Annotated in this window: 13 protein-coding genes; 4 read left to right on the top strand and 9 right to left on the bottom strand. The window is 56.3% G+C overall.

The annotated features are described in order from the left end of the window. The gene (rlmD, locus tag ACOTX5_RS02360; protein ID WP_023295343.1) at positions 1-1,299 is read right to left on the bottom strand and encodes a 23S rRNA (uracil(1939)-C(5))-methyltransferase RlmD; all 1,299 of its coding nucleotides are present in this window, start codon (positions 1,297-1,299) and stop codon (positions 1-3) included. Between the two features lie 57 nt (positions 1,300-1,356). Here rlmD and barA point away from each other — a divergent pair, with 57 nt between their 5' ends. Further along, entirely contained in the window at positions 1,357-4,116 is a 2,760-nt protein-coding gene (barA, locus tag ACOTX5_RS02355) for a two-component sensor histidine kinase BarA (RefSeq protein WP_003862726.1), read from the top strand. A 50-nt stretch (positions 4,117-4,166) separates the two neighbouring features. Here barA and ACOTX5_RS02350 read toward each other — a convergent pair whose 3' ends face one another. From ACOTX5_RS02350 to syd, 8 genes are all read right to left on the bottom strand, one after another. Continuing rightward, entirely contained in the window at positions 4,167-5,312 is a 1,146-nt protein-coding gene (locus ACOTX5_RS02350) for a glycerate kinase (protein WP_045141979.1), read from the bottom strand. Positions 5,313-5,389: 77 nt separating this feature from the next. Then, positions 5,390-6,727, bottom strand: a complete 1,338-nt coding sequence (gene gudD, locus ACOTX5_RS02345) for a glucarate dehydratase (RefSeq protein WP_045911282.1) — start codon at positions 6,725-6,727, stop codon at positions 5,390-5,392. A gap of 15 nt (positions 6,728-6,742) precedes the next feature. Continuing rightward, positions 6,743-8,083: an enolase C-terminal domain-like protein gene (locus ACOTX5_RS02340; RefSeq protein ID WP_045911287.1), complete on the bottom strand. Its 1,341-nt coding sequence runs from the start codon at positions 8,081-8,083 to the stop codon at positions 6,743-6,745. Further along, on the bottom strand, positions 8,083-9,438 hold the full coding sequence (gene gudP, locus ACOTX5_RS02335; protein ID WP_003862734.1) for a galactarate/glucarate/glycerate transporter GudP: 1,356 nt from the start codon (positions 9,436-9,438) through the stop codon (positions 8,083-8,085). The genes ACOTX5_RS02340 and gudP overlap by 1 nt, the downstream gene beginning before the upstream one ends. Positions 9,439-9,745: 307 nt before the next feature. Next, positions 9,746-10,195 (bottom strand): flavodoxin, encoded by a 450-nt coding sequence (locus ACOTX5_RS02330; RefSeq protein ID WP_045911283.1) that lies wholly within the window; start codon positions 10,193-10,195, stop codon positions 9,746-9,748. A gap of 15 nt (positions 10,196-10,210) precedes the next feature. Next, on the bottom strand, positions 10,211-10,996 hold the full coding sequence (truC, locus tag ACOTX5_RS02325; protein ID WP_015571733.1) for a tRNA pseudouridine(65) synthase TruC: 786 nt from the start codon (positions 10,994-10,996) through the stop codon (positions 10,211-10,213). Beyond that, positions 10,993-11,322 carry a YqcC family protein gene (locus tag ACOTX5_RS02320; protein ID WP_017382834.1) on the bottom strand — a complete coding sequence of 110 codons (330 nt, stop codon included), beginning with the start codon at positions 11,320-11,322 and terminating at the stop codon, positions 10,993-10,995. Before ACOTX5_RS02320 ends, truC begins: the two co-directional genes overlap by 4 nt. Before the next feature lie 632 nt (positions 11,323-11,954). After that, a complete protein-coding gene (gene syd, locus ACOTX5_RS02315) occupies positions 11,955-12,500 on the bottom strand; it encodes a SecY-interacting protein (protein ID WP_045911284.1) in 546 nt (181 codons plus the stop codon). Between the two features lie 69 nt (positions 12,501-12,569). On the opposite strand from syd, the gene queF reads away from it, so the two are divergent. The 3 genes from queF to ACOTX5_RS02300 all read left to right on the top strand — a co-directional run bounded on the left by queF (position 12,570) and on the right by ACOTX5_RS02300 (position 16,687). Next, the gene (gene queF, locus ACOTX5_RS02310) at positions 12,570-13,412 is read left to right on the top strand and encodes an NADPH-dependent 7-cyano-7-deazaguanine reductase QueF (RefSeq protein ID WP_015571734.1); all 843 of its coding nucleotides are present in this window, start codon (positions 12,570-12,572) and stop codon (positions 13,410-13,412) included. A gap of 116 nt (positions 13,413-13,528) precedes the next feature. Further along, positions 13,529-14,893 carry a nucleotide 5'-monophosphate nucleosidase PpnN gene (gene ppnN / locus ACOTX5_RS02305; RefSeq protein WP_003862748.1) on the top strand — a complete coding sequence of 455 codons (1,365 nt, stop codon included), beginning with the start codon at positions 13,529-13,531 and terminating at the stop codon, positions 14,891-14,893. A gap of 504 nt (positions 14,894-15,397) precedes the next feature. Then, on the top strand, positions 15,398-16,687 hold the full coding sequence (locus tag ACOTX5_RS02300) for an HAAAP family serine/threonine permease (RefSeq protein ID WP_003862749.1): 1,290 nt from the start codon (positions 15,398-15,400) through the stop codon (positions 16,685-16,687). The last annotated feature ends 13 nt before the right edge of the window (positions 16,688-16,700 follow it).

Raw genomic sequence — 16,700 nt, 5'->3', positions numbered from 1 at the left:
TTAGATGTGCTCGAACAACACCATCGATTCCAGATGACCAGTGTGCGGGAACATGTCCAGCATTGCCAGACGTCGAATCTGGTAACCCCCGCTCAATAATGCTTCGCTGTCACGGGCAAGCGTCGCCGGGTTACAGGAAACATAGACCACGCGTTCAGGCGCGAGTTTAATTATATGCTGCATCACGCCCGGCGCACCTGCGCGCGCCGGGTCGAGCAGGATCTTATCAAAGCCCTGCTTAGCCCACGGTTGCTGAGTAACATCATCCTCAAGATTTTGATGAAAGAATGTCACATTTTGCAAGCCGTTCTGTTGGGCGTTTTCCTGGCCTTTCACCACCAGCGCCTCAACGCCTTCCACCCCGACCACGCTTGCTGCTTTGCGGGCCAGCGGCAGGGTAAAGTTCCCCATACCGCAGAACAGATCGAGCACCCGATCGGTGGGCTGTACGTCCAGCCACGCCAGCGCGTTCGCTACCATCTGCTGGTTCACGCCGTCGTTAACCTGGATAAAATCCCGCGGGCTGAACGTTAAGCGTAGCCCGTCTGACGCATACCAGGGCGCTTCTCCGCTGACCTGCTCAAGTATCTCGCTTTGCGGCGCGAGGAAAAGCGCAAGCTCATGAGAATGCGAAAAGCGTTCCAGTTTTTCGCGATCTGCCTTTGACAGCGGCGCGGTGTGGCGCAGTACCATCAGCGGGCCACTGTTGGCCAGCACCAGTTCGACATGGCCCAGCGAACGCACGCCATCCAGCGATGCAAGACAGTGGTGCACGTCCGGGAGCAACGCCTCAAGATGGGGCACCAAAACAGGGCACTGCGTGACAGAGACGATATCGCTGGAGCCGGCTTTGCGAAAACCCATCTCCAGCCGCTCGGTTTTGGACTGGTAGCTGAGGCTCAGGCGAGCGCGGCGACGGTAGCCCCAGGGCCGATCGGCAATGATGTCATTCACGTCGTGTCCGACCAGGCGGGCCAGCGCGCTGCTTTTACTTTTTTGCTGTAATTCTGTGCTGGCATGCTGTTGCTGGCAGCCACCGCAGACGCCAAAATGGGGGCAGCGAGGCATCACGCGCTCCGGGCTATCATTAAGACGGCGCTTGACCTGACCGCGCGCATACTGACGTTTTTCTTCCGTCAGCGTAATATCTGCGCGTTCTCCTGGCAGCAAACCTGTGATAAACAGTGTCTTACCCTTGTGACGCGCCACCCCCTGTCCAAAAGGATCGAGGTCCGTGGCTTCAACAGTTATGATCTGACGCGTCGTCACGCGTCGTTTTGCAGAGTAGAATTGCGCCATCGCCGAGATTGTTCTCAAATAAACATAATTAGCCTGATTGTCCCATAACGGAACTCCATGACCAACTACAGCCTGCGCGCGCGCATGATGATTTTGATCCTCGCTCCTACCGTTCTCATCGGTTTGCTGCTGAGCATTTTCTTTGTGGTGCATCGCTATAACGATTTGCAGAGACAGCTTGAAGATGCCGGGGCCAGCATTATCGAACCGCTGGCCGTCTCCAGCGAGTACGGCATGAACCTGCAAAACCGTGAATCCATTGGTCAGTTAATCAGCGTGCTGCACCGCCGTCATTCAGAGATTGTGCGCGCCATTTCCGTTTACGATGAGCATAACCGTCTGTTCGTCACCTCGAATTTCCATCTGGATCCCACGTCGCTGAAAATCCCGGATGGTACCCCCTTCCCGCGTCATCTTACGGTGTTGCGGCGCGGCGATATCATGATCCTGCGCACGCCGATTATCTCCGAAAGCTATTCACCCGATGAATCCGCCCAGTCCGATGCGAAGTCCAGCAATAATATGCTGGGATATGTGGCGCTGGAGCTGGATCTTAAGTCGGTACGGCTCCAGCAGTACAAAGAAATATTCATCTCCGGCGTGATGATGCTGTTCTGCATCGGCATCGCGCTGATCTTCGGCTGGCGACTGATGCGCGACGTCACGGGGCCTATCCGCAACATGGTGAATACCGTTGACCGGATCCGCCGGGGTCAGCTCGACAGCCGCGTGGAAGGCTTTATGCTCGGCGAGCTGGATATGCTGAAAAATGGCATCAACTCAATGGCGATGTCGCTGGCGGCTTATCACGAAGAGATGCAGCACAACGTTGACCAGGCCACCTCTGACCTGCGCGAAACGCTGGAGCAGATGGAGATCCAGAACGTGGAGCTGGATCTGGCGAAAAAACGTGCGCAGGAGGCGGCACGTATTAAGTCAGAGTTCCTGGCGAACATGTCGCACGAGCTGCGCACGCCGCTGAACGGGGTGATTGGCTTCACCCGTCTGACGCTCAAAAGCGAGTTGAACCCGACCCAGCGTGACCATCTGCATACCATTGAACGCTCAGCCAACAACCTGCTGACCATTATTAACGACGTACTGGACTTCTCGAAGCTGGAAGCGGGCAAGCTGATTCTGGAGAGTATTCCCTTCCCGCTGCGCAGCACGCTGGATGACGTGGTCACGCTTCTTGCCCACTCATCGCATGATAAGGGTCTGGAACTGACGCTCAATATTAAAAATGATGTGCCGGATAACGTCATTGGCGACCCGCTGCGCCTGCAACAGGTCATTACCAATCTGGTGGGCAACGCGATTAAGTTCACCGAGAGCGGCAACATCGACATTCTGGTCGAAAAAAGGGCGCTCAGTAATAACAAAGTCCAGATTGAAGTGCAGATCCGGGATACCGGCATTGGTATTCCGGAGCGCGATCAGACGCGTCTGTTCCAGGCTTTCCGCCAGGCCGATGCGAGCATTTCCCGTCGTCACGGCGGAACGGGCCTGGGGCTGGTGATCACCCAAAAGCTGGTGAAAGAGATGGGAGGCGATATCTCCTTCCACAGCCAGCCTAACCGGGGCTCAACCTTCTGGTTCCATATCAACCTTGATCTTAACCCGAACGTGCAGACCGACGGCCCGGTCACCGGGTGCCTGAAGGGGATGCGTCTGGCCTATGTGGAACCGAACGCCGCGGCGGCGCAGTGTACGCTGGATGTATTAAGCAGCACGCCGCTGGAGGTCATCTACAGCCCGACCTTCTCCGCGCTGGCGAACGATCATTACGATATCCTGTTGTTGGGGATTCCGGTGACGTTTACCGGAGAACTGACCATGCAGCAGGAACGCCTGGCGAAGGCGGCCTCAATGACGGACTACCTGCTGCTGGCGCTGCCGTGCCACGCCCAAATCAACGCCGAAGAGCTGAAAAACGACGGAGCGGCGGCGTGTCTGCTGAAACCCCTCACCGCCACACGGCTGTTACCTGCGTTGACCGAATATTGCCGTCTGACGCATCAGTCCCTGCCGCTGGAAAACGACGAACATAAGCTGCCGATGACGGTGATGGCCGTGGACGACAACCCGGCGAACCTGAAGCTGATTGGCGTGCTGCTTGAGGATCAGGTTCAGCATGTTGAGCTGTGTACCAGCGGCGCCGAAGCCGTGGAACAAGCCAAACAGATGCAGTTCGACCTGATCCTGATGGATATTCAGATGCCGGGCATGGATGGCATCCGCGCCTGCGAGTTGATTCGCCAGCTTCCGCACCAGCAGCAGACGCCGGTGATTGCCGTGACGGCGCACGCGATGGCGGGGCAAAAGGAGAAACTGCTGGGTGCGGGCATGAACGATTATCTGGCGAAACCGATCGACGAAGAGAAGCTGCACAGCCTGCTGCTGCGCTACAAGCCGGGGCACATTGGCGGGACATACACCATTACAGCTGAATCGCCGGAGATCAGCGTTAACCAGAATGCCACGTTTGACTGGCAACTGGCGCTGCGCCAGGCGGCGGGCAAACCGGATCTGGCCCGCGATATGCTGCAAATGCTGGTGGACTTCCTGCCTGAGATCCGTAACAAGGTTGAAGAACAGCTGGTGGGTGAAAACCCCGAAGGACTGCTGGAAGCCATTCATAAACTGCATGGCAGCTGCGGCTACAGCGGCGTACCGCGGTTGAAAAATCTCTGCCAGTTGCTTGAACAGCAGCTCCGCGCGGGTACGCCAGAATCCGACCTCGAACCGGAGTTCCTGGAGCTGCTGGACGAGATGGACAACGTGACGCGGGAAGCAATGAAGGTGTTGGGGAGCTAAGACAAAAGCCCGGTGGCGCTTCGCTTACCGGGCTTACAGGAGCACGAACGTTAACGCGACATCCCCCGCCCCATCTTTATCACCGCTGCAATATTCCTTGCGGCCATCTGTACATTCTGTTGCGCATTTTCCAGCGCATCCTCCAGCGAGCAGATGGTGTAAATCACGCTGAATACGGCATCCAGTCCGTGCTCATGCACCACGCCAACATCCGCCGTCAGGCTGCCGGCAATGCCGATAACCGGCTTGTTATAGCGTTTCGCAACTCTCGCCACGCCAACGGGCACTTTGCCGTGGATCGTCTGGCTGTCGATACGCCCTTCGCCCGTGATCACCAGATCGGCGTCCGCGACCTGTTCATCAAGATGCAGGGCATCGGTGACAATCTCAATCCCCTGACGGAGCTGTGCGCCGCAAAATGCATACAGCGCCGCCCCCATTCCGCCAGCCGCACCGCCGCCCGCCAGGTTTAAGACGTCAATATCCAGATCCCGGGCGATAATTTTTGCGTAATGCGCCAGCGCGTTGTCCAGCGTCCTGACCATCTCCGGCGTCGCCCCTTTCTGCGGACCAAATACCGCAGAAGCGCCAGCTTCGCCGATCAGGGGGTTGGTCACATCGCAGGCCACTTCAATTCGACAGTCTGCCAGCCGCTTATCCAGCCCGCTAAGATCGATATGCGCAAGGCTTGCCAGTTCGCCGCCGCCCGGCCCTACGGGCTGCGCTTTCGCATCCAGCAGTTTTACGCCCAGCGCCTGCACCATGCCTGCGCCACCGTCATTGGTCGCGCTGCCTCCAATGCCAATAATGATATGCTTAACGCCCGCATCCAGCGCATGACGGATCAGTTCCCCGGTTCCCCAGGAGGTGGTGATTAACGGGTTACGCTTTGCCGGAGCAACAAGCTCCAGACCGCTCGCTGCCGCCATCTCGATAAAGGCGCTTTTCCCGTCTCCGGATAACCCGAAAAACCCTTCCACGCGTTCACCCAAAGGCCCGGTAATGGGAACATGGACAAGACGCCCATGCGTGGCTGCCACCATCGCTTCCACCGTCCCTTCGCCACCATCGGCAACCGGTAATTTGACATAGTCCGCTGACGGGAAAATGTCGCGAAAACCGACCTCTATCGCTGTCGCCACCTCCAGCGCGCTCAAGCTTTCCTTATACGAGTCCGGAGCGATAACAATTTTCATAAGCCATCCTTACGCATGTTAGTTACGTTAAGCATACACCACGTAAGGGACCACTCATGGGAGCGGTCCCAATGCGCTTATCGTACCATGCACGGACGTTTATTGTCGAATGTCCACTCTGGGATCAGGTATTGCATCGCCAGCGCGTCATCACGCGCCCCCAGGCCGTGTTTCTGGTACAGCTCATGCGCTTTCATGACCTGGTCCATATCCAGCTCTACGCCCAGACCCGGCGTAGCAGGAACCTGTACCATACCGCCTTTGATTTCAAACGGCTGTTTGGTCAGGCGCTGGTTGCCCTCCTGCCAGATCCAGTGGGTGTCGATGGCGGTAATGTTGCCCGGCGCGGCAGCCGCCACGTGGGTGAACATCGCCAGCGAGATGTCGAAGTGGTTGTTGGAGTGCGAGCCCCAGGTCAGGCCGAACTCATGGCACATCTGCGCCACGCGAACCGAGCCCTGCATCGTCCAGAAGTGCGGGTCTGCCAGCGGAATGTCCACCGATTGCAGCGAGAGCGTGTGCCCCATCTGACGCCAGTCGGTCGCGATCATGTTGGTGGCGGTTGGCAGCCCGGTGGCGCGACGGAACTCCGCCATCACTTCACGTCCGGAGAACCCCTGCTCTGCACCGCACGGATCTTCCGCATAGGCCAGCACGCCTTTAAGCTGCTTACCGATTTTTATCGCCTCATCAAGCGACCAGGCACCGTTCGGATCCAGCGTGACGCGCGCCTGCGGGAAGCGCTTCGCCAGCGCGGCGATCGCCTCTGCTTCTTCTTCACCCGCCAGTACACCGCCTTTCAGCTTGAAGTCATTAAAGCCATATTTTTCATACGCGGCTTCCGCCAGGCGCACTACCGCGTCCGGGGTCATCGCTTCATCGTGACGCACACGATACCAGTCGCATTTTTCGTCCGGCTGGCTCTGGTACGGCAGCGGGGTGAGTTTGCGGTTGCCGATAAAGAACAGGTAGCCGAGCATTTCCACTTCGCTGCGCTGTTGGCCGTCGCCCAGCAGGGAGGCGACATTGACGCCAAGATGCTGGCCCAGCAGATCCAGCATCGCGGCTTCAATGCCCGTGACCACATGGATAGTGGTGCGCAGATCAAACGTTTGCAGACCACGGCCACCCGCATCACGATCGGCAAAGGTCGTACGCACGCGAGTCAGCACATTTTTGTACTCGCCCAGCGTTTTACCCACCACCCGCGGAATGGCGTCCTCCAGCGTTTTACGGATCTTCTCCCCGCCCGGGATTTCACCGACACCGGTATGCCCTGAGTTGTCCTTGATCACCACAATATTACGGGTGAAGAACGGCGCATGGGCGCCGCTCAGGTTCATCAGCATGCTGTCATGTCCCGCGACAGGAATGATCTGCATGGAGGTGACTACAGGGGTAGAAAATGTGCTCATCGTTCGATCCTTTTATCAGTGACGTCCAAATACAGGGCGCTTACGGTCAAATGTCCAGCCGGGGATAAGGTACTGCATCGGGCCTGCGTCGTTGCGCGCGCCGCCCGGCAGTTTTTTATACGCTTCATGCGCCTTGTGGATCTGATCCCAGTCAAGCTCCACGCCCAGCCCCGGCGCATCCGGTACGGCAATTGTGCCGTTTTTGATTTCAAGTGGATTTTTGGTCAGGCGCGCTTCGCCTTCCTGCCAGATCCAGTGCGTATCGATGGCGGTCGGGTTGCCCGGCGCCGCCGCGCCAACGTGGGTAAACATCGCCAGCGAAATGTCGAAATGGTTATTGGAGTGGCAGCCCCAGGTGAGCCCCCAGTCATCGCACAGCTGCGCCACGCGCACCGCGCCGGAAAGGGTCCAGAAGTGCGGGTCCGCCAGCGGTATGTCCACCGCATTCAGCATCACCGCATGGCCCATTTCACGCCAGTTGGTGGCGATCATGTTGGTCGCAACCGCCAGTCCGGTAGCGCGGCGGAATTCGGCCATCACCTCGCGGCCAGAAAATCCCTGCTCGGCGCCGCACGGATCTTCCGCGTAGGTCAGCACGTCGCCCAGCCCTTTGCACAGCGCGATAGCTTCATCCAGCAGCCAGGCGCCGTTCGGATCGACGGTGATGCGTGCCTCCGGGAAGCGTTTTTTCAACGCGCGCACGCTTTCAATCTCCTGCTCGCCCGGCAGAACGCCGCCTTTCAGCTTGAAGTCTTTAAAGCCGTAGCGATCCTGCGCCGCCTCTGCCAGGCATACCACCGCTTCGCCAGAGAGCGCCTCCTGATGACGCAGGTGATACCACGCGTGGCTGCCCGGCGAGCGTTCCAGATACGGCAGATCGGTTTTCGTCCGGTCGCCAACGTAGAACAGATAGCCCAGCACCGTTACCGCATCACGCTGTTTGCCTGGCCCCAGCAGTTCGCAGACCGGCACGTTCAGCGCCTTGCCCAGTAAATCGAGGAGAGCCGCCTCCAGCGCCGCCACCGCGTTAACGCGCAGTTCAAACGTCCAGGCGCCTTTGCCGAAGGTATCAAAATCCGCCGACTGGTTGCCCTTATGCACCCGCTGAACCACCTTGTTCAGGCGGGCGACCTCCTGCCCAACCACCTGCGGGATGGCGTCGACCAGCGTCTGGTAAATCACCTCTCCGCCAGGCGCTTCCCCGACGCCAGTGTTCCCTGCGCTGTCGGTCAGCACCACAATATTGCGGGTGAACCAGGCGTTATGCGCGCCACCAATGTTGAGCAGCATGCTGTCCTGCCCCGCCACCGGAATGACCTTCATCTCCGTCACGATCGGGCTTGATTGCGTTGTCATCATCCGCGCTCCCCAACAGGTTTTAGTTCGATTCGTTTGATGTCACCCACCAGCACCAGATAACTGAGTACCGCCACCAGCGCATGGACGCCTACATAAATCAGCGCGCCGTTGAAGGAGCCGGTGGTGCCGACGATGTAACCGATAGCGATTGGGGTGACAATGCCGGAAATGTTGCCAAACATGTTGAACAGACCGCCGCTCAGGCCGCTGATCTCTTTCGGCGCGGTATCTGCCATCACCGCCCAGCCCAGTGCGCCAATGCCTTTACCGAAGAAGGCCATCGCCATAAAGCCGATAATCATCCACTCCGCGCTGACGTAGTTACAGAACACCATGGTCATGGAGAGCAGCATGCCGAGCACGATTGGCGTTTTACGCGCAATATTCAGCGAACCGGTACGACGCATCAGCCAGTCGGAGATGACCCCGCCAAGCACCCCGCCCACGAAGCCACAGATGGCCGGCACGGAGGCGACAAACCCCGCCTTCAGAATCGACATCCCGCGCGCCTGCACCAGGTAAACCGGGAACCAGGTGATAAAGAAGTAGGTTAAGGCGTTAATGCAGTACTGGCCGAGATAGATACCGATCATCATCCGTGAGCCGACGAGCTGTTTGATCTGCCCCCATTTCTGGCTGAACGGAACTTTAGCTTTCTGGGTTTTCTGATCCATGTTGATCAGCGCCCCACCTTCAGCAATGTAGTCCAGCTCTTTCTTGTTCACGCCCGGATGCTGGTTTGGTTCGTGGATCACTTTCAGCCAGATGAAGCTGATGACGATCCCCAGCCCGCCCATGAAGAAGAAGACGTGCGACCAGCCCACCTCATGCGTCAGCCAGCCCATGATTGGCGCGAAAATAACCGTCGCAAAGTATTGCGCCGAGTTAAAGATGGCTACCGCCGTTCCCCTCTCCTGCGCCGGGAACCAGGCGGCCACAATACGGCTGTTGCCAGGGAACGATGGCGCTTCCGCTAAGCCCACCAGGAAGCGGAGGGTAAAGAGCGCAATGATAATGCCGAAGCCGCTGAAGATATCCACGAAGCCCTGTAACAGGGTAAACATCGACCAGATGAAAATGGACCAGAAATAGACCCGTTTTGAGCCAAAGCGGTCCAGCAGCCAGCCGCCAGGGATTTGGCCGATTACGTAGGCCCATGAAAATGCGGAGAAAACATAACCCATACCCACCGGATCAAGTCCGATGTCTTTTGCCATCTCAGAGCCGGCAATGGATAACGTGGCACGGTCGCCGTAGTTGAAAGAGGTGACGATAAACAGCATCACCACTATCCAGTAGCGGGCGTTGGTGCGCTTCTCAGCGCTGCTCGCCGCGTGGCTTAATGTACTCATTGTTGCACTCCTGAAACATAGCTTTCGCCTGGTTCATTCTGTACAGCACCTGTAGGGTAATCAGAATGAGAGATTTGTGTTTGGTTTTGGTACGGCCAGAAGCCGTTTTATAGTGACGGGAAAAGTATATGAAGGAGTGCCTCTTCACCTCACCGTGCAAAAACACAGTATTGAAGGGCGTGAGGGAGGTTGTTTAGGGCATAAGCCCAGAGGAGTGGAAGGTGGTTCACGGAAATGGCGTTGGGGCGGGGTGTAATGCCGGGTGGCGGCTACGCCTGACCCGGCCTACCATTGGTATAGCGCAGGGTTATTTAAGCAGCGTTGCCCAGTGCTCGACCCACGGGTTTGACTCGCTTTCTGGCTCAGGGTGTTCACCCGCATCAATCAGCAACATCTCTCCGACGCGCTGAGCGCTCTGTTCCTGCAACAGCGCGTCGAACTGTTTACCGCCGCCGCAGAAATTAGCGTAAGATCTATCGCCGAGGGCGATGATGCCATAGTGAACATCTGGCTGATAGCCGAGCTGGTCTTTAATGCCCTGGAAAAGCGGGACGATGCTGTCCGGCAGATCGCCCTGCCCGGTGGTGGAGGTCACCACCAGGATGTATTTATCTTTATACTTTTCCCAGTCCGCCAGCTCCGGATCTTCATAGACCGTTGCTTTATGGCCCTGGTTTACAAGGATTGCTTCCGCTTCCTCCGCCACCAGCAGCGAGTTGCCGTACATCGTGCCGACAAAAATGCCTACTTCAGCCATGCTTTGCTCCCGTAATTATTGCGCTTGCTGTTCATCCTGAACGTTGCCTGCGGCAAACTCAACCCTTTCATTTTCGGGGAGTTGTCCCAGCCAGCCAAACTGTGACAGCGCCTGCATCCAGACCTCGTCCAGCCCTGCGCGAATAGTCAGCGGTTCGCCGGTAAACGGGTGCGTCAGGCGTAGCTCGCTGGCGTGCAGCATCAGCCGGTTACAGCCAAAGTGCTCGGCCGCGCTGCGGTTCTGGCGCAGATCGCCGTGCTTGCTGTCGCCGATAATTGGGTGGCGCAGATGTGCAAGATGGCGGCGAAGCTGGTGCTTGCGCCCGGTTTTGGGCAAAAGCTCAACCAGACTGTATCGCGTGGTCGGAAATTTGCTGGTCGCCACCGGCAGTTCTGTGGTCGCCATACCGCGATAGTCGGTCACCGCAGGCTGCGGGCCTTTATCTTCGCGGGCAAATTTATCGGCGATTTTATCCAGTTCCTCCACCAGCGGATAATCAAGCGTGGCGGAATCCGTCAGCCAGCCACGCACGATGGCGTGGTAGCGCTTTTGCATCTGGTGCTGCTCAAACTGCTGCGAAAGCAGTCGACCCGCCTCACTGGAAAGCCCCATCAGCAGAACGCCAGAGGTTGGCCGATCCAGACGATGAGCAGTAAAGACGTGCTGACCGATCTGATCGCGCACGGTTTGCATGACCACCACTTTCTCATCGCGATCGAGCCAGCTACGGTGCACCAGCCAGCCGGACGGTTTATTCACCGCCACTAACCACTCATCCTGATAAAGGATCTCAAGCGTCATGCATCGTCACCGGCGAAAAGCGCATCGAGCTTTTCCAGCTCCACCAGCATCATGGCACGCGCCGGGTGGGTCGCTTCCAGCGCCATTTCGTAATAGGGAGAGACGGCAAAAGATGCGGGCAACGCGTGACCACCTTCCAGCAGCGCGTGCATACGCGGAATTAAGACCCACTGGAGCCACTCGAACGGGGCCAGCGTATCCAGACAAAACGGTTGGGTGCTGGCGAACGCGTCTGGCTGCGGCGCGTTATCCTGCCACAGCTGATGCTGGCGCATAAGGGCTTCGATGGCGTGCAACTGCGCACGAACGTTGTCATGATGCGACATATATACCTCAACTGAAAAACGGAATGGCGCGAAGCATAGCATTGCGGAAGACAGAAATAAAAAAAGGGAGCACTGTAAAAACAGTGCTCCCGGTTCGTTTCGCAGCATTCCAGCTACAATACGTGCTCCCTGCTCATCCGTGACAACTTTTCCTGATGCCCGAAGGCCTGGTCATCCCTTTACCTTTTGCTTCCTGCTCACATCGTCCTGATGTGTAGGTTTCATCCTGAAACGTCCTGGCCATCCTGACCCACCGACCATCCTGACCGGCTCTCGTTCTCCTTCCTGGAGGTGTCCCTTACGCATCCTGCGTGATCCACTTTGCTTCATCCTGAAGCCTTCCTGCGGCGTCATCCTGACGTGTCCCTGGTAAGAAACGCCATCATCCTGATGTTCGTTTCTCGTGTCGGCATCCTGTCGACACAGATAGAATCCGCTATTCTGCTTCGTCTTACAACCCACCTTGTAAGCAATGTAAGCCAGGCGAAACGGGGGATTTCCTTTCAGAAAAACACTAACCTGTTGAAAGAAAAGTTAATATTAATCTGAAATTCCTAAGGCAACGCTAACTGTTTCGGCGATGTCTCACAGAGCGTGTAAGAGATCTCTCACACGTCCAGTAGCATCATGGATTACAGAAGCGGCTCAATTTGGGTAAGAAAATCCGCAAGTGAAGGCGCGAGAACGTCGCGATTGCGGGTGCCGAGCGTCTCTTTGATGACCTCGCCAGACAGGTTGCAGACAGAAATGACGTCCATTTCACCGTCGAGCGTCGCAATAAAAAGAGTCGGAGAGAGCTTAAGGCGTTTTTGCGTGACCAGGTGACCAATGAGGTTTTCCTGAACGCGTTGCAGATCGTCTTCGCTCCAGGTTTGCAGCAGCGTCAACGGCTGTCCTGCAAAACATGCAGTCATATCCCCGGCAAACTGCGTGGTATAAAATGCATGAAGCGCAGGTTGTATCACAATGTCCATCGCGCGTTCAACCGCATTTACATTCTGCTCGCCCGTGAACGGTTTCGGTTGCCAGATAACGTAACCATCCTGCGAAGCGATAATGCACGGTGACGGCACGCCATATAAGTCAGTACTTTGCGGCCACGTCCCCCGCTTTTCATGCCAGGTATCGCAATAGCGGGTCGTGAAGGACGTCAGGGCATTTGCAGTTTCGATATCCACCGATTTCTCTCTTCTTGTAAGACAGGATAAACTCAGCCCATAAGTGTACCTGTAAAGTGGCTATGAAACATGTCTTACGAAAATCATCAGGCGTTAACGGGCTTAACGCTAGGTAAATCGACCGATTACCGCGACACCTACGATGCAAGCCTGTTGCAGGGCGTGCCGCGCAGTCTGAACCGCGATCCGCTCGGGCTGCACGCTGACGCGCTGCCGTTTGTCGGCGGCGACATCTGGACGCTGTACGAACTCTCCTGGCTGAATGCGCGCGGTCTGCCGCAGGTGGCCGTGGGCCACGTCGAGCTGGATTACGCCAGCGTAAACCTGGTCGAATCCAAGAGCTTTAAGCTCTATCTCAACAGCTTTAACCAGACCAAATTCAACAGCTGGGACGAGGTGCAACAGACGCTTGAACGTGATTTAAGCGCGTGCGCGCAGGGGAACGTAACCGTCTCGTTATACCGTCTGCATGAGCTGGAAGGACAGCCTGTCGCCCATTTCCACGGCACCTGCATCGACGATCAGGACATTGAGGTGGAAAGCTATGAATTTAGCACCGACTACCTGGAAAACGCGGCGGGCGGAAAAGTGGTCAACGAGACGCTGGTCAGCCATCTGCTGAAATCCAACTGCCTTATCACCCATCAGCCGGACTGGGGCTCGGTACAGATCCAGTACCGCGGCCCGCAGATTGACCGTGAAAAGCTGCTGCGTTACCTGGTGTCATTCCGTCATCACAACGAATTCCACGAGCAGTGCGTGGAGCGCATCTTCAACGACATCCAGCGTTTCTGCCAGCCCGAAAAGCTGAGCGTTTACGCCCGCTACACCCGTCGCGGCGGCCTGGATATCAATCCGTGGCGCACCAATACCGATTTTGTGCCTGCCACCGGACGGCTGGTGCGCCAGTAAGATAAATATTTTCACAATATGCGGGCGGTATTCCGCCCGAAGTGTTGTGAAACGTCATAAGCCAGGGCTATTGTAATCAACAGGGAAAGACGATAATCGTCCCATAAGGAGCTTACTTGATTACACATATTAGCCCGCTTGGCTCTATGGATATGTTGTCGCAGCTGGAAGTGGACATGCTTAAACGCACCGCCAGTAGCGACCTGTATCAACTGTTTCGTAACTGTTCACTTGCCGTACTGAACTCCGGAAGCCTGACCGACAACAGTAAAGAGCTGCTGTCCCGCTTCGAAAGTTTTGATATCAACGTGCTGCGCCGCGAGCGCGGGGTGAAACTGGAAGTGATCAACCCGCCGGAAGACGCTTTTGTCGACGGGCGTATTATTCGCTCACTTCAGGCCAACCTGTTTGCCGTGCTGCGCGACATTCTGTTTGTTAACGGACAGATCAGCAACGCCGGACGTTTCCAGCATCTTGACCTGGAAAGTTCCGTTCATATCACCAACCTGGTCTTCTCCATTCTGCGTAACGCCCGCGCCCTGCACGTGGGCGAAGCGCCGAACATGGTCGTCTGCTGGGGTGGTCACTCTATTAACGAAACCGAATACCTGTATGCCCGCCGCGTGGGGACGCAGCTCGGCCTGCGCGAACTGAATATCTGTACCGGTTGCGGTCCTGGCGCGATGGAAGCACCAATGAAAGGCGCGGCAGTAGGTCACGCGCAGCAACGCTATAAAGAAGGCCGTTTTATCGGCATGACCGAGCCGTCGATCATCGCCGCTGAGCCGCCTAACCCGCTGGTTAACGAACTGATTATTATGCCGGATATCGAAAAACGTCTTGAGGCGTTTGTCCGTATCGCGCACGGCATTATTATCTTCCCGGGCGGCGTAGGTACGGCGGAAGAGCTGCTTTATCTGCTCGGGATCCTGATGAACCCGGCCAACAAAGATCAGGTTCTGCCGCTGATCCTGACCGGCCCGAAAGAGAGCGCCGACTACTTCCGCGTGCTGGACGAGTTTATCGTGCATACGCTGGGCGAAGACGCGCGCCGTCACTACCGCATTATTATTGACGATGCCGCAGAAGTGGCCCGTCAGATGAAAAAAGCGATGCCGCTGGTGAAAGAGAATCGTCGTGATACCGGGGATGCCTACAGCTTTAACTGGTCCATCCGTATCGCACCGGATCTTCAGATCCCCTTCGAGCCGTCGCATGAGAACATGGCGAACCTCAAACTCTATCCGGATCAGCCGGTGGAAGTGCTGGCTGCCGACCTGCGTCGCGCCTTCTCTGGCATCGTGGCGGGGAACGTGAAAGAGGTGGGGATACGCGCAATTGAAGAGTTTGGCCCGTATAAGATCCACGGTGATCCGGAGATGATGCGCCGCATGGATGATATGTTGCAGGGCTTTGTCGCTCAGCACCGCATGAAGCTTCCAGGCTCTGCCTATATTCCGTGTTACGAAATCATCAAGTAAAGCGACATTCCTCTCCTCTCAAGCCGGATCGTCATCCGGCTTTTTTATTCGTGTTGCAATTCATAGCGATCTTCAATGTTATTAACAAATCTGACGCTTGCGCAAACGATTACCTCGTTTTTGAAACCGTAAATAATCAGTCTTAATCGAAATTACCCGCCAGAAAATCCTAAAATCCCATTTCTTTACAGCGAAAGACACCTATCTCGCGGGTCGACCTTTTCGAAAACATGTCGTTAATGGTAGCCTTCGCGCCCGTAAATTCTCTTTGATGTTTTTTTAACAGATAAATGGTCTAAAGATACCCACATCACAAGTGGATTATTGCATTTGGGATCGCGATCACTGATAGATTCATAACTAGAATGTATCTTTCCGCCCGCCAATAGTTACGGGCAAAAATTATTAAAAAACCGTCACTGAACGAATTTCATATTACCGTCAGGCGCTTTTTCATCGGATTTGACTAAAAACCTGACAATTTGCTTCCTCCAGGAGATACAGATGGAAACCACTCAAACCAGCACCGTTGCTTCGATTGAATCCCGAAGCGGTTGGCGCAAAACGGATACCATGTGGATGCTTGGCCTGTACGGCACAGCAATCGGCGCTGGTGTACTGTTCCTTCCTATCAACGCAGGTGTCGGCGGTATGATCCCGCTGATCATCATGGCCCTCATCGCCTTCCCGATGACCTTCTTTGCGCACCGAGGCCTGACCCGCTTCGTGCTGTCCGGTAAAAACCCGGGCGAAGACATCACTGAAGTCGTCGAAGAACACTTCGGCGTCGGCGCAGGTAAGCTGATTACCCTGCTCTACTTCTTCGCGATTTACCCGATTCTGCTGGTGTACAGCGTTGCTATCACCAACACCGTAGAAAGCTTTATGATGCACCAGCTTCAGATGACCCCGCCGCCGCGTGCGATTCTGTCCCTGATCCTGATCGTCGGTATGATGACCATCGTGCGCTTCGGCGAGCAGATGATTGTGAAAGCGATGAGCGTGCTGGTGTTCCCGTTTGTTGCGGCTCTGATGGTGCTGGCTCTGTACCTGATCCCACAGTGGAACGGCGCTGCGCTGGAAACCCTGTCTCTGAGCAGCGCATCCACGACCGGCAACGGTCTGCTGCTGACCCTGTGGCTGGCGATCCCGGTGATGGTGTTCTCCTTCAACCACTCGCCAATCATCTCTTCCTTCGCAGTAGCGAAGCGTGAAGAGTACGGAAATGGCGCAGAGAAGAAGTGCTCCAGCATCCTGGCTCGCGCGCACATCATGATGGTACTGACCGTAATGTTCTTCGTGTTCAGCTGCGTGCTGAGCCTCTCCCCGGCGGATCTGGCGGCGGCGAAAGAGCAGAACATCTCTATTCTGTCTTACCTGGCAAACCACTTTAACGCACCGCTGATTGCGTGGATGGCGCCGATCATCGCAATTATCGCCATCACCAAATCCTTCCTGGGCCACTACCTGGGCGCACGTGAAGGCTTCAACGGCATGGTGATTAAATCTCTGCGTGGTAAAGGCAAGACCATTGAAATCAACCGTCTGAACAAAATCACTGCGCTGTTCATGCTGGTGACCACCTGGGCGGTAGCCACCCTGAACCCAAGCATTCTGGGCATGATTGAAACCCTGGGCGGCCCGATTATCGCGATGATCCTGTTCCTGATGCCGATGTACGCGATTCAGAAAGTGCCTGCGATGCGTAAATACAGCGGCCATATCAGCAACGTGTTCGTTGTTGTGATGGGCCTGATTGCCATCTCCGCTATTTTCTACTCGCTGTTCAGCTAATACCTCCTGCGCC

The organism is Enterobacter cloacae complex sp. IR5441 (genome assembly GCF_049238215.1).
Taxonomy (GTDB): domain Bacteria; phylum Pseudomonadota; class Gammaproteobacteria; order Enterobacterales; family Enterobacteriaceae; genus Enterobacter; species Enterobacter hormaechei_C.
This window is presented reverse-complemented; position numbering and strand designations above follow the sequence as displayed.

Coding starts and splice junctions, on each gene's coding strand:
- rlmD (WP_023295343.1), bottom strand. CDS start 1,299: ATGGCGCAATTCTACTCTGCAAAACGACGCGTGACGACGCGTCAGATC.
- barA (WP_003862726.1), top strand. CDS start 1,357: ATGACCAACTACAGCCTGCGCGCGCGCATGATGATTTTGATCCTCGCT.
- ACOTX5_RS02350 (WP_045141979.1), bottom strand. CDS start 5,312: ATGAAAATTGTTATCGCTCCGGACTCGTATAAGGAAAGCTTGAGCGCG.
- gudD (WP_045911282.1), bottom strand. CDS start 6,727: ATGAGCACATTTTCTACCCCTGTAGTCACCTCCATGCAGATCATTCCT.
- ACOTX5_RS02340 (WP_045911287.1), bottom strand. CDS start 8,083: ATGACAACGCAATCAAGCCCGATCGTGACGGAGATGAAGGTCATTCCG.
- gudP (WP_003862734.1), bottom strand. CDS start 9,438: ATGAGTACATTAAGCCACGCGGCGAGCAGCGCTGAGAAGCGCACCAAC.
- ACOTX5_RS02330 (WP_045911283.1), bottom strand. CDS start 10,195: ATGGCTGAAGTAGGCATTTTTGTCGGCACGATGTACGGCAACTCGCTG.
- truC (WP_015571733.1), bottom strand. CDS start 10,996: ATGACGCTTGAGATCCTTTATCAGGATGAGTGGTTAGTGGCGGTGAAT.
- ACOTX5_RS02320 (WP_017382834.1), bottom strand. CDS start 11,322: ATGTCGCATCATGACAACGTTCGTGCGCAGTTGCACGCCATCGAAGCC.
- queF (WP_015571734.1), top strand. CDS start 12,570: ATGTCTTACGAAAATCATCAGGCGTTAACGGGCTTAACGCTAGGTAAA.
- ACOTX5_RS02300 (WP_003862749.1), top strand. CDS start 15,398: ATGGAAACCACTCAAACCAGCACCGTTGCTTCGATTGAATCCCGAAGC.